The 12568-nt window shown below is 53.9% G+C and carries 12 protein-coding genes; all 12 read right to left on the bottom strand.

The features are described 5' to 3' along the window. Position 1: 1 nt before the first annotated feature. Positions 2–619 (bottom strand): acetyltransferase, encoded by a 618-nt coding sequence (locus tag PSV33_RS05785; protein ID WP_300559760.1) that lies wholly within the window; start codon positions 617–619, stop codon positions 2–4. Next, positions 616–1794, bottom strand: coding sequence for a LegC family aminotransferase (locus PSV33_RS05790; RefSeq protein ID WP_300559761.1), 1179 nt, complete (start codon positions 1792–1794; stop codon positions 616–618). Before PSV33_RS05790 ends, PSV33_RS05785 begins: the two co-directional genes overlap by 4 nt. Positions 1795–1799: 5 nt before the next feature. Beyond that, a complete protein-coding gene (locus tag PSV33_RS05795) occupies positions 1800–2816 on the bottom strand; it encodes an NAD-dependent 4,6-dehydratase LegB (RefSeq protein ID WP_300559763.1) in 1017 nt (338 codons plus the stop codon). Then, entirely contained in the window at positions 2800–4530 is a 1731-nt protein-coding gene (locus PSV33_RS05800) for an ABC transporter ATP-binding protein (protein ID WP_300560033.1), read from the bottom strand. The genes PSV33_RS05795 and PSV33_RS05800 overlap by 17 nt, the downstream gene beginning before the upstream one ends. Before the next feature lie 158 nt (positions 4531–4688). Then, entirely contained in the window at positions 4689–5927 is a 1239-nt protein-coding gene (locus tag PSV33_RS05805; RefSeq protein WP_300559765.1) for a class I SAM-dependent methyltransferase, read from the bottom strand. A 37-nt stretch (positions 5928–5964) separates the two neighbouring features. Continuing rightward, complete coding sequence (gmd, locus tag PSV33_RS05810; protein WP_300559767.1) at positions 5965–7053, bottom strand: GDP-mannose 4,6-dehydratase; 1089 nt, start codon at positions 7051–7053, stop codon at positions 5965–5967. Positions 7054–7065: 12 nt separating this feature from the next. Beyond that, positions 7066–8514 (bottom strand): mannose-1-phosphate guanylyltransferase/mannose-6-phosphate isomerase, encoded by a 1449-nt coding sequence (locus PSV33_RS05815; protein ID WP_300559769.1) that lies wholly within the window; start codon positions 8512–8514, stop codon positions 7066–7068. Between the two features lie 100 nt (positions 8515–8614). Next, positions 8615–9784 (bottom strand): nucleotide sugar dehydrogenase, encoded by a 1170-nt coding sequence (locus tag PSV33_RS05820; RefSeq protein ID WP_300560035.1) that lies wholly within the window; start codon positions 9782–9784, stop codon positions 8615–8617. Then, positions 9784–10032 carry a hypothetical protein gene (locus tag PSV33_RS05825; protein ID WP_300559770.1) on the bottom strand — a complete coding sequence of 83 codons (249 nt, stop codon included), beginning with the start codon at positions 10030–10032 and terminating at the stop codon, positions 9784–9786. The genes PSV33_RS05820 and PSV33_RS05825 overlap by 1 nt, the downstream gene beginning before the upstream one ends. A gap of 181 nt (positions 10033–10213) precedes the next feature. Beyond that, entirely contained in the window at positions 10214–11089 is an 876-nt protein-coding gene (locus tag PSV33_RS05830) for a hypothetical protein (protein WP_300559772.1), read from the bottom strand. Between the two features lie 42 nt (positions 11090–11131). Continuing rightward, entirely contained in the window at positions 11132–11677 is a 546-nt protein-coding gene (gene rfbC / locus PSV33_RS05835; RefSeq protein ID WP_300559774.1) for a dTDP-4-dehydrorhamnose 3,5-epimerase, read from the bottom strand. Further along, positions 11674–12561, bottom strand: coding sequence for a glucose-1-phosphate thymidylyltransferase RfbA (rfbA, locus tag PSV33_RS05840; RefSeq protein WP_300559776.1), 888 nt, complete (start codon positions 12559–12561; stop codon positions 11674–11676). The genes rfbC and rfbA overlap by 4 nt, the downstream gene beginning before the upstream one ends. Positions 12562–12568 lie beyond the last annotated feature (7 nt).

The raw sequence follows: 12568 nt of genomic DNA on the forward strand, positions 1-12568 counted from the left end.
TCTATCCTACGAAGCGGGTTCCACTTGCTTGACTGTGCCGCACGGACAGCCCCATGCCGACCATGCAACCCTCGCCCAGCGCAATGCCCTCCCTGATGACGCTGCCACTGCCAACATAGCTCCCTGCGCCAACGCGGGTATTGCCATTAAGAATGGCACCGGTCGAAATATGGCAGTTGGCCTCCACTATCGCGTCATGCTCAACAAGCGCCCGGGAGTTGATGATGCAGTTGTCCCCCACCTCGGCGCCGGCATTGACGACTGCACCGTGCATAACGATGCTGCCCACGCCAATAGTGGCATGACGAGAGACATAAGCCGCTGGCGAAATGACGGTCGGCAGTTGAAAGCCCAATTCAAGGAGCCGGAAATAAAGTCTGATGCGGACATCGGGGGACCGAATCTGGCCAACGCTGATAAAGGCATGCCGATATTGCCCGGCCAGTTCATGCAGATCGGCGTCAGTTGCGATAACAGAATACCCAATATGCAAGGAATCCACTTCGTCGGGCATGCCGATCAATCCCGCAATCTGGTAACGCCCCTGCTGCTCGATGACGTCAATGCACGCGTGCGCGTGCCCACCCGCACCAACGAGGATGAGGCCGGGCTTGCTCATGGACCGACGGGCACCAGACCCGCGCTGCTCGGAATGTTGATCAGGCGCTGTGCCAGCGAAAGGGCACCAGACAGATCCATACGCTGGCTATCCTTGAACGGCGTCAACTCATGCATGAGAATCCAGACCGGGCGCGTCATGAGACCCGCGTCATTGGTTGCCTTCAATATCAGATCGCGTTGATCCGATTGCGCCACGTCCAGCAACAAGGCCTGCAACCAGTAGTTGCTACGACATTGTTCAGGCTCCTTCACCAGTTCGACACCGGGCACCTGCGAAAAAGCGGCTTGGTACCTTTCAAACAATGCCCTCTTTGAAGAAAGCATGTCGGGCAATTTTTCCAGCTGAGCACAACCCAGGGCCGCGTTCAGGTTGGGCATTCGGTAGTTGTACCCCACCTCGTCATGCCGATACTCCCACGCGTGCGGCACCTTGGCAGTTGTGGTCAGGTGCTTGGCACGAACCGCGAGTTCTGCGTCGTTGGTCAGAATCGCGCCTCCTCCGCCGGTAGTGATCGTCTTGTTGCCGTTAAAGCTCAAGGTTCCCAATTTTCCAAACGTCCCGGTATGTTGTCCGTGGTAATAACTTCCCAGCGACTCGGCTGCATCTTCCACCAGTGCAAGATTGAAGTCGGATGCAACGGAAAGAACGCCATCCAGGTCAACCGGATGACCAAAAGTGTGCATTGGCACCAACGCCCTGATAATGCGACCAGTAGCACGATTAACGCATTGGCCGAGGCGTTGATCGGTGTGATTGCGAAGGTACTCTCTGAGTTTTGCGGCATCTACGCCCAGGTTTCGGACATCGCTATCGATCAAATGGGGGGTGGCCCCACAATAGGTTACCGCGTTGGCAGTAGCTGCAAAGGTAAGAGCCGGGATCAGGACCTCATCGTCGGCTTTGACACCGGCCAGCTTCAAGGCGATATGCAGAGCCGCGGTCCCATTGACAACCGCGACCGCGTGCTTGGCGCCTGTAAACGCCGCCAGCTCAACCTCAAATCGGTCAACAAACTTTCCCACCGAGGAAACGAATGTGGAATCGAGACACTCCTTGAGATATTGCCATTCGTTTCCGGAAAAGCTGGGCTCGTGCAGGACCGCAGGCCGGGCTCCGACAACGCTCTTAATGGCAGCAACAATTTCCTCAGCAAGAAGCGGCGATGTGCTCATGTCATTCAAAGGTTGTAAATGTCCGTCTTGTAAGCACGCAGATTGTCTGGCTTTGTGAACCAGACGGCAGTCTCAGCCAGACCGCGCTTGAATCCCTCGCGCCCTCCGTATTCAGGTTGCCAGCCAAAGAGTGCCTTTGCCTTGGCGTTGCCGGCCCATAGTCGCTCGACTTCCGAGTTTTCGGGGCGCAAGCGGGCTTCGTCAGTCAGAATCTCGATCTCCGCATTCATGACTTCGGCGATTAGCCGGGCGGTCTCACCAATAGAGATTTCGAAATTACTGCCGAGGTTGACAACCTCGCCCAAGCCCTGATCTGAATTGAGTATGGCGATAAAACCCGCGACCGTGTCCTGCACGAAATTGAAATCGCGCGTAGGAGACACCGCACCCAGCTTAATCTGCCGTTGCCCTTTGGCGATCTGAGTAATGATTGTCGGAATTACGGCGCGCGCGGACTGGCGCGGTCCATACGTGTTGAAAGGCCGCGCAATAACCACGGGCAGCCCGAAGGATGCGTAGAACGAATACGCCAGCTGATCTGCTGCTATCTTGGTGGCAGAGTACGGCGACTGACCTTGCAGTGGATGCTCCTCGGTGATGGGTACAAAACGTGCTGTGCCATAGACTTCGCTGGTTGATGTATGGACCACCCTTTTGACGCCAAGCTCGCGCGCCGCCTGCAGCACGTTCAGAGTTCCCTTGATATTGGTATCCACATAGGTGTCAGGCGAGTGATAGGAATAAGGGATCGCGATAAGGGCTGCCAGATGAAGTACCACGTCACAATCCGTCATTGCCATTTTGACGCCGTGCGGGTCACGAATATCACCGGAAAAAACTTCGATCTTGTCTTTTACATCCGGCGCGCACTGATCAAGCCAGCCCCAGGAATTGAAGGAGTTATAGAGAACGAAAGCGCGCACCGTATGTCCCTGCCGCACCAGCTCCTCGGTCAGGTGGGATCCGATGAAACCGTCCGCGCCGGTGACGAGAATTCTTGATGTTTTAGACTGGATGTTCATTTGTACTTACTGTCTGCTCGACAATATCCTGATAACTGCCGCTGCGCTTGATTTGGCCGTCGCTCAAGTCGACGACATGGGTGCAGTTCTGGAGAGTTGTAAGGCGATGGGCAACGATGAGCACCGTAATTTCTTCACCCAGATTCTCGATTGCTTCCATAACCGCCAATTCGGTCTCGTTGTCAAGCGCACTCGTAGCCTCGTCAAACACGATAACGTCAGCCTTCTTATAAAGTGCACGGGCAATGCCTATGCGCTGCCGCTGCCCTCCTGACAGACGCACGCCCCGCTCACCGACGACCGTGTTGTATTGCTGGCTCCAGGAATCGATGTCCTGGGCAATCTGGGCTTTCTGCGCTGCTTGCCTAACTCGGGCGTGATCAATTTGATCCAGCGGCATCCCAAAGGCAATATTCTCCGCAATGGTGGCGTCAGCCAGAAAGATGGCTTGAGGCACATGCGCAATATGCGACTGCCAGGCGCGGTGATTTTGAGCGGTTATGTTCACACCGTCGACGGCCAGGCTGCCCGCGACAGGATGGAGCAAACCCATGATGAGGTCCAGCAAGGTGCTTTTCCCACTTCCCGTAGTCCCCATGAATCCAATGCGACTTCCTTTCGGGATATCGAGATCCACGCCCCGCAATACCCACGGTGTCCCGAGCGTGTAACGAAAGGCCAGCTGGTTCAGCGTAATTCTGTCCCTGAATGCAAGAGGCGAAACGGGCGGTGCATCGGCATGCGCGGGAAGCGGTTGATCAAGCAAGTCCAGCGCATCACTCAGCGAAGCCTGGGCACCAAGCATGGAGGTCCAACTGGAATAGGCTTGCTGCAATACAGGCAACAGGCGCTGCGCGCCAAGCGCGAGTGCGCCAAGAACAGGGATGGCATTGGCAATACCGCCCGGCCGGCCAACCATCGAAAAGGCAAGCGCGGAAATGAGAACCATCCCCAACGCTTCAATGGCGAAGCGAGGACTGCTGCTTATGATTTGCACGTTTGCAGTGGCGCGGCGTAGCGGCAAGTCCGCACTACGATAAATATTGCAATATGCAGCTTGCGTGCCGTCGATAAGAACGTCACGAATTCCACCCAAGCCCTCCTGCAAAGCCTTGACAACTTGATTCTGCTCACGGCTGATGCGTTGCCCATCTCGCATGAGGCGTTTCTTGGTGACAAGAATTACCAAGGCATAAATGACGCCAAAACCCACAAAGGCGGCAAAAGCAATCAGCGGTTCAATTGCAAGCAAGGCAACCAAAATGGTGAAGAGCATCAAGCTGGAGCTGAGGATGGTGAGTGCGGGAAGCACCATCTGATGGACGACGATGTTTGCCTTGTTGGTAATTCCTGCGATGACCTCACTGCTATTGCGTGCGACATGCACTGCATAGGGTTGATACAAGGTTCTTCGGTAAATGCTGATGCTGAAGTCTGCCCCGACGGCATGACCCAGCCGGATTTGGGCCCACAACAAAACCAGTCGTATGACACCTGAAAAAAGTGCTCCCATGGCAAAGGCGATGGTCAGGGGCAGCAGCAGTTGTTTTGGCTCGGTAAGGCCCAGGGCCTGGATAAACGGTTGGGTAAGCGGGTGAGCGAACACCCTCTCCGGTGCTGTGAGCACCCCCAAAAAGGGCAGCACGGCACCAATGCTCACGGCCTCGGCAAAGGATGCCAGGATCATGAGCAAAAACAACAAGCAGAATTGCACGCGACGCCGCGGATCAATGTGATGCCAAAGGCGACGGAGCAACGCGGAAATGGGGTGAAAGTGCTGCAAGTTAATTAGGAGATGTAAATTAGTCTGACTCCGTCAGAACGCACTGCTCTGACGCGTCAAGACCCATACGAAGCAAGCCTGCGCCGCAATCAGATTTTAACAATCTCAAATTTGGGTAATGGGAAAACGAGACTCCTGCCTTTCATCGATGGCAGGGATTCAAAAAAAGCTCTGAAATGCCAGGGCAGTACCAGCAGGTAATCAGGGTCCGATGCCAGCACCTGCTGCTCCGGCACCAGCGGAATATGAGTCCCGGGAGTAAAAGACCCGAACTTGTCCTCATTGACTTCACCAATTTCGCGGACCAGGTTTTCATCTATTCCAAAATACTGCAGCAGGACATTTCCTTTGGTGGACGCACCCAATCCACAAACCGTTTTACCGCTTCTTTGAGCTTCCTCAAGGAAACTCATCAGGGCAGCACGTGCCTCCTCCACACGAAGCTTGAACGCATCAAACGCCTGGGTGCTGTCAAGTCCCAGAGCCACTTCATCCTCCAAAATCTTGTTGAGCCACTCGGCATTGACCGGGCGTTGCGAGTCACGCTTGGCTGCCACGATGGAAAAGCTGCCGCCGTTGACCTCATTGAACTCAACATCCAGAACCTTGAGACCCGCTTTGTCGGCTATCCAGTTGATCTGCTTCAGTGCATAAAACTCAAGGTGTTCGTGGCAAATGGTGTCGAAGGAATTGGTTCGGAGCATCGCCGGCAAGTAACTTTGCTCGAATATCCAGACTCCCTCGTCTGCAAGCGATCCTTCAATTTCACGGGCAAAGGCAATGGGATCCTCCAGGTCATAAAACATGGAGAATGAAGTGATGACTTTGGCCTTTTTGTCAGCCAGTTTGGCAGCGATTGCCTTGGCGGAAAAGAAATCGGCGATGAGTGTTATTTCAGCGGGGTAATACGAAGCGAACTTGATGCCCGTCGGGTCCACCCCGATGAGGCGGTATTGATCCTGCGGATAGGCGAGCAGGGTTGTGGCGTCGTTGCTGCCGATGTCAACGACCATGTCACCGGGTTCCAGGACTCCCATTGCCAGAATTTTTTTAACCTTTGAATGCAGGTGGCGAACCATGCTTGCATTCAATCCCGAGCGATAGCCGTAATTGAGGCCATACATTTCGCTGAGATCGTAGCTTTGCTTGAGCTGCACCAGGCCGCATCCATCCACGGCAGAGCACTTGACCAGTTCAACCGGACCAGATGTAACGCTCTCAGAGCGGGAATTGGGAAACACACCAGTCAAGGCTTGCTCCCCCAAAGTCATCACTGTCGTCAACTGCGCGCCGCCACAGATACGGCACTTCGAAATGGTTGTAAACATCGCTTAATTCCTAAAATTGATGGCAGCAGAAGATGATTTATTCATGGTAGTCCAGCGACTGGTAGCCATGACGCTTGACCAGTTCGTCCCGTTCTGCCGATTTGAGATCTTCCCTGACCATCTCTGCTACAAGTTCTTTAAATGTGATTTTGGGTGTCCAGCCGAGCTTTTCCTTTGCTTTGGAGGCATCACCAAGCAAAGTTTCCACCTCGGTAGGTCGGAAGTAACGGGGGTCCACCGCCACGATGCACTTTCCAGTGGCGTCGTAGCCCTTTTCCTCCACACCCTCCCCCTCCCAACGCACATTGATACCAAGTTCCTCGGCTGCAAAATTCACAAAATCCCGCACGCTGTACTGCATGCCGGTGGCAATGACGAAGTCCTCAGCCGTATCCTGCTGCAACATCAGCCACTGCATTTCTATGTAATCTTTTGCGTGCCCCCAATCCCGCTTTGCATCGAGGTTTCCCAGATACATTCGGTCCTGCAAACCCAGCTTGATGCGGGCCATGGCTCGCGTGATTTTCCGGGTAACGAAATTTTCGCCACGTACCGGTGATTCATGGTTGAAAAGGATTCCGTTGCACGCGTAAATTCCATATGCTTCGCGGTAATTGACGGTGATCCAGTAGGCATAGAGTTTGGCCACGGCATAGGGGCTGCGCGGATAAAACGGCGTCGTCTCACGCTGCGGAATCTCCTGAACCAATCCGTACAGTTCGGAAGTGGAAGCTTGGTAAAACCGCGTTTTACGCTCCAGGCCCAGAATGCGAATCGCCTCAAGAATGCGAAGCGTGCCAATTCCATCGACATCTGCCGTGTACTCAGGACTTTCAAAGCTCACGGCCACATGGCTTTGCGCAGCCAGGTTGTAGATTTCATCGGGCTGAGTCTGCTGAATAATCCGGATCAAGTTAGACGAGTCAGTCAGATCACCATGATGCAGAAACAGGCGCACCCCTTGCGTGTGAGGATCCCGATATAGATGATCTATGCGCGCTGTATTGAAGGAAGAGGCCCGGCGCTTGATGCCGTGCACGATATAGCCCTTCTCCAGAAGAAATTCCGTCAGATACGATCCGTCCTGCCCGGTGATGCCCGTGATCAGCGCGATCTTTGGTTTCATGTCATTCACCTTTTAGTTTCGTCCGTAAGTATCTTCAAACCGCAAAATATCATCCTCACCCAAATAACTGCCGGACTGAACTTCGATTATTTCCAAAGGGATACTCCCGGGGTTGACCAACCTGTGCATCTCACCCAGGGGGATATAGGTCGACTGGTTCTCTGTGAGGAGAACGACCTTGTTGCCGCAGGTCACCTCTGCAGTTCCCTTGACCACAATCCAGTGCTCAGCCCGATGGTGGTGTTTTTGCAAGCTCAGACTCGCACCCGGCTTGACCATGATGCGTTTGACTTTAAAGCGTTGGGCTTCGTCGATGCTGTCAAACCAGCCCCAAGGGCGGTGAACCTTTCGATGCAGGCCAAGTTCAGCACGTTTTTGGGCATCCAGCAGTCCCACAATTTTCTTGACATCCTGGCTTTGTTTGCGATCTGCCACCAGCACAGCGTCGGCAGTTTCGATAATGACGAGGTCGCTGACACCGACTGCGGTCACCAGCCGGTTGCTGGCGTGGACAAGCGTGTTGCTGGTATCTACCAGCAGGGTATCCCCTTGAGTTACATTGCCATGTGCATCCTGGACACCGACTTGCCAAACGGCATTCCAGGCTCCCAGATCGCTCCAGCCGGCATTGAGCGGAACCATGTGCGCCGGAAAGGCCGAGCCAGGGCATTTCTCCATCACCGCGTAGTCGATTGAATCACCGGGAACTGCCGTAAAAAGGGATTTGTCCGGGCGAATAAAACGCGAGTCTATCGTTCTGCCTGACCACGCCCTCTGGGTTGACTCGGCAATATCTGGCCGGAAATGCGTCAGCGCCTTGAGCCAGACACTCGCTCTCAGCACAAACATGCCACTATTCCAGAAGAAATTGCCGCTCGCCAGATAGCTGATGGCAGTTTCGATATCTGGCTTTTCTACAAATTTGGCCACCCGATATCCACCCTGAGTGCTCGCCACTTCTTCATGCTGGATATAGCCGTACCCGGTTTCGGGTGTATCCGGTGTGACGCCAAGCACAACAATAGCGCCATCGGCAGCGGCACGAATGCCCTGCTGCAATGCAGTCGTAAAGGCAACCATGTCGGTCACGGCTTGATCGGCCGGGCTCACCACCAAAATGGGATCGTGTCCATTTTGCGAAGCCTCCAGGGCGGCCAGCGTTAACGCGGGTGCAGTATTTCTGCCCGCTGGCTCAAGCAACAAGGTGGCGTCATTTTGTTCAATGTCGCGCAATTGATCCAGCGCGAGAAATCGGTGCTCTTCATTGGTGACAACCAACGCTTGCCCTAGGAGAATATCGTCCGCCTGTAGTTCGTTGATACGCAGAAGTGCTTGCTGAAACAGGCTGTGAGTCCCCGAGAGAACCAGGAACTGTTTGGGAAAGCCTGCGCGCGATAAAGGCCAAAGACGAGTACCCGAACCACCACAGAGTACAACCGGCCTTACTGAAAGAACTGTCATAGGGTCATTTTTTTCAACTCGGCGCCCCGACGGCCCCCCCGAGCGCCCACCGGCGCCGGTGCGCACTCGTTTGATCGGCCAGCTTCGCTTGTAAAAATTGTCATGAATCGCTCCCAAACAAGTCGCGGGTGAAAACTTTAGCCTTCACATCCGATAGCATAGGCGTCATCCGATTAGCAATTATTACATCCGACTCGCGCTTGAAAGCCTCCAAATCATTTACCACGCGGGAATGAAAGAACTCGGTTTGCTTGAGTACGGGCTCATGCACGATGACCTCAACGCCCTTGGCCTTGATTCGCTTCATGACGCCCTGGATGCTGGAGGACCGGAAGTTGTCCGATCCCGACTTCATGGTCAGGCGATATATGCCAACAGTTTTCGGATTTTTCCGGAGAATCGAATCAGCGATGAAATCTTTCCGCGTGGTATTCGACTCAACGATGGCGTGGATAAGACTCTGCGGCACATCGCGGTAATTCGCCAAAAGCTGCTTGGTGTCTTTGGGCAAGCAGTAGCCCCCATAGCCAAACGACGGGTTGTTATAGTGAGTACCAATGCGTGGATCTAAACCCACTCCGTCAATAATCTGCCGCGTGTCCAGCCCATGCATCGCCGCATAGGTGTCCAGCTCGTTAAAGTAGGCAACGCGCATGGCGAGGAAAGTGTTGGCAAACAGTTTGATTGCCTCCGCCTCCGTACTGTCTGTCAATAACACTGCGATATCGGTTTTTAGCGCCCCTTGTTTCAACAGGCCGGCAAAGGTTTGGGCTCTTGCAGACTTTTCCCCCACGACAATGCGCGACGGATATAAATTGTCGTACAAGGCGGTGCCTTCACGAAGGAATTCGGGGGAGAAAATTATGTTTTCACAGTTAAATCGAACCTTGACGCCGGAGGTGTACCCGACGGGCACCGTGGATTTCACAATCATCACTGCCGTCGGATTGATAGCCATCACATCCCGGATGACTGATTCGATGGATTCGGTATTGAAGTAATTGGTTTCTGGATCGTAGTCTGTGGGAGTTGCAATAACCACAAAATCCGCATCCTTATAAGCATCATTTTTGTCGAGTGTGGCGCGAAGGTTGAGAGAATGGTTTTGCAGGTAGCTTTCAATTTCGACGTCCTCAATCGGTGACAATCTTCGATTGAGAAAATCCACTTTAGACGCAACAATATCCAGCGCAACGACTTCGTTGTGCTGAGCCAATAAAACAGCGTTGGCCAATCCAACGTAACCGGTTCCAGCAATGGCGATTTTCATCATTGATTCTTTGTTTGAGTTCGCCAAATAGGTTTGTGCAATCCCTTTGGGTAAAAACTTCGATTTTCGCGAATAAATCCAAAAATCGCGCCTTTGTCGCGGATGGTCGCTTTGCCACGCATGTCACCCTTGGGCTCGCACACCACCGGCAGTGCTGATTCCATTAAGAGACTGATATCGCGCCACGCTAGAGCGGTGCAATGCAGAAACGCGGAAACCGCCCGAGAAAAAACAGTAACGTCACTCACCAGATTAACGACTCATATATGTGTCAGCGGCAACTCAGACTGCCAAGAGCCAGATAAGGGACTAAGTGAATGAGTACTGAATTTGCCGGCATAGACACCGCATTCGAAGCAACTCACTTTGCAGCTGGCACCGGCATTACATATGGGCATCATGAAAACGACAGACGCCCCACTTCATGATTTATTTACTCAGCCCCAACGAAGCAAGAAGGCGCATTTGTTTTTTTGCCACCTCCGGATCTTTCGCAGCCTCGCGCCAAGCATGAAGCAAGAAAATCCACAGCAACAATGCAACTCCGCTTCCAAGCGCCGCGAGCACTGCCATCACGCTCTTTTTCGGTGCGACAGGATGCGTGGGTAATGTAGGCGGCTGTACCACCGTGTCACGCGTAAACCCCTTGAGAGACCGGGTAAAGGTGAGCACATCTGCTTGATAACGTGCCTGCAACTCACCCACCGCCACCATGCCGAGTCCGGCCTCACCAAACGTCAGAGGTTTATTCAAGGCGGTAGCCCCCTGCGCAGTTAGCCTACCTAGAAGGTTGTTAACCGACTTCAGCGACTCGTTCGCAAATACCAGTCGCCGCTCCAGCTCAGCGCGCTCCTGCTCTCCTGGCACGCTACTTTTAAGCCAGCTGTCAATAACCGCATTTGCGATGCCTTGCGCACCGCTGGGTTTATTGGCAGTCACTTCGAGGCGAAGCAATCCATCCTTGCCTACCGTAGTCTTAATTTGACCCGCCAAGTCCGCTCTGGCAAATTGCAGCGGTTGTCCAGCGTATAACTTAAGCGACTCAATGACCGGATCCAATACTACCGGCGAAACCATAAGCGCGGCGGCTTGCGTAGTCTGTGCTGCCGTCACTGCCGCGCTTGCTGTTGGCGTAGCTAGAGACAAGATCGCCTGACTGGTAAAGCTCTGCGGCAACGTGTAACCAAAACCCAACGTCAAAAGCCCAACAGCAATAGGCCCCAAAATCAACAACTTGAGATTTTTTGATGCCACGATCAATAAATCAAGCAGGCTCAGACCTTCTTTTTCTGTATCCAATTCCATTATTCACCCCTAACTGCTTATTATCTACGGAAACCAGATCACTCAAACACTCGAGACTCCGCTGAGAGAGGTGCCCTCCTGATCTTTGATCGACAGCTTTGGAAGGCTACCACCCAAAGGCCACTCGATAGCCAAAACAGGATCATTCCAAGCGATGCAGCGTTCATGACGTGGGTTGTAGTAGTCACTGGTTTTATACAAAAAATCTGCTGTGTTGCTCAAAGTAAAAAATCCGTGCGCAAAGCCTGGAGGAATCCAGAGTTGGCGGCGATTTGCTTCCGACAGCTCTACGCCCACCCACCGCCCAAACGTGGCCGATGACCTGCGCAGGTCGACCGCCACATCGAACACAGCGCCACTTACAACCCTCACCAATTTTCCCTGTGATTGCTCTACCTGGTAGTGCAAGCCACGCAGCACGCCCCTCCCTGACCGCGAGTGATTGTCTTGCACGAACTGAACGCCCATCCCCGTGGCGTCTTCAAATGTCTTCTGATTGAAGCTCTCGAAGAAGAACCCGCGCTCGTCACTAAATACTTGGGGCTCAAGAATCAGAACATCTGCGAGACAGGTCGCTGTCACTCTCATACCGGCTCACCCTCCCGAAGCAGCCCGGTCAAATATTGCCCATACCCGCTTTTGGCGAGAGGCTCGGCCAGCCTTTCGAGTTGTGCGTTGTCAATAAATCCGTTGCGCCAGGCTATTTCCTCTATGCAGGCAATTTTGAGACCCTGCCGATGCTCCAGCGTTGCAATGAACTGCCCAGCCTCCATCAGGCTGTCGTGGGTTCCCGTGTCCAGCCACGCGTAGCCCCGCTGCATGATTTGCACCTTGAGCTGAGCCCGCTCGAGATAGGCCTGATTGACGGAGGTGATTTCAAGTTCGCCGCGCGCACTGGGTTTAATCGATTTGGCGATCTCGACAACCTGATGATCGTAGAAGTACAGGCCGGTGACGGCGTAATTACTTTTCGGTCGCAGCGGTTTTTCCTCGATGCTAACCGCCTTTCCGGCCGCATCGAAAGATACGACGCCGTAGCGTTGGGGGTCCTGTACGTGATAGGCAAAGACCGTGGCGCCAACTTCCTGCAGGTCGGCATTCATCAGCAATTTGTGCAGGTCGTGTCCATAAAAAATATTATCGCCGAGCACGAGCGCGCTGGGCGCGCCAGACAGAAACTCTTCGCCAAGGACGAAGGCCTGCGCCAGTCCGTCGGGACTCGGTTGTACAGCATATTGAAGCTTCATGCCCCATTGCGAACCATCACCCAGCAGTTGCTCGAAGCGCGGGGTGTCCTGCGGCGTACTGACGATGAGCACCTCGCGGATACCCGCAATCATCAGCGTGCTCAGCGGGTAATACACCATGGGCTTGTCGTAGACCGGCAGCAACTGCTTGCTGATGGCTAGGGTGGCCGGGTGAAGGCGGGTGCCGGAGCCGCCGGCGAGGACAATGCCTTTGCGTTGAGTCATGGATAGG

This window comes from Polaromonas sp. (genome assembly GCF_029945895.1).
In the GTDB taxonomy this organism is placed as follows: Bacteria; Pseudomonadota; Gammaproteobacteria; order Burkholderiales; family Burkholderiaceae_C; genus Polaromonas.

Excerpts from the sequence above, each read along its gene's own strand:
- PSV33_RS05795 (WP_300559763.1), bottom strand. The coding sequence starts at position 2,816 with ATGAACATCCAGTCTAAAACATCAAGAATTCTCGTCACCGGCGCGGAC.
- rfbC (WP_300559774.1), bottom strand. The coding sequence starts at position 11,677 with ATGAGAGTGACAGCGACCTGTCTCGCAGATGTTCTGATTCTTGAGCCC.
- rfbA (WP_300559776.1), bottom strand. The coding sequence starts at position 12,561 with ATGACTCAACGCAAAGGCATTGTCCTCGCCGGCGGCTCCGGCACCCGC.
- PSV33_RS05830 (WP_300559772.1), bottom strand. The coding sequence starts at position 11,089 with ATGGAATTGGATACAGAAAAAGAAGGTCTGAGCCTGCTTGATTTATTG.
- PSV33_RS05805 (WP_300559765.1), bottom strand. The coding sequence starts at position 5,927 with ATGTTTACAACCATTTCGAAGTGCCGTATCTGTGGCGGCGCGCAGTTG.
- PSV33_RS05820 (WP_300560035.1), bottom strand. The coding sequence starts at position 9,784 with ATGAAAATCGCCATTGCTGGAACCGGTTACGTTGGATTGGCCAACGCT.
- PSV33_RS05790 (WP_300559761.1), bottom strand. The coding sequence starts at position 1,794 with ATGAGCACATCGCCGCTTCTTGCTGAGGAAATTGTTGCTGCCATTAAG.
- PSV33_RS05815 (WP_300559769.1), bottom strand. The coding sequence starts at position 8,514 with ATGACAGTTCTTTCAGTAAGGCCGGTTGTACTCTGTGGTGGTTCGGGT.
- PSV33_RS05785 (WP_300559760.1), bottom strand. The coding sequence starts at position 619 with ATGAGCAAGCCCGGCCTCATCCTCGTTGGTGCGGGTGGGCACGCGCAC.
- gmd (WP_300559767.1), bottom strand. The coding sequence starts at position 7,053 with ATGAAACCAAAGATCGCGCTGATCACGGGCATCACCGGGCAGGACGGA.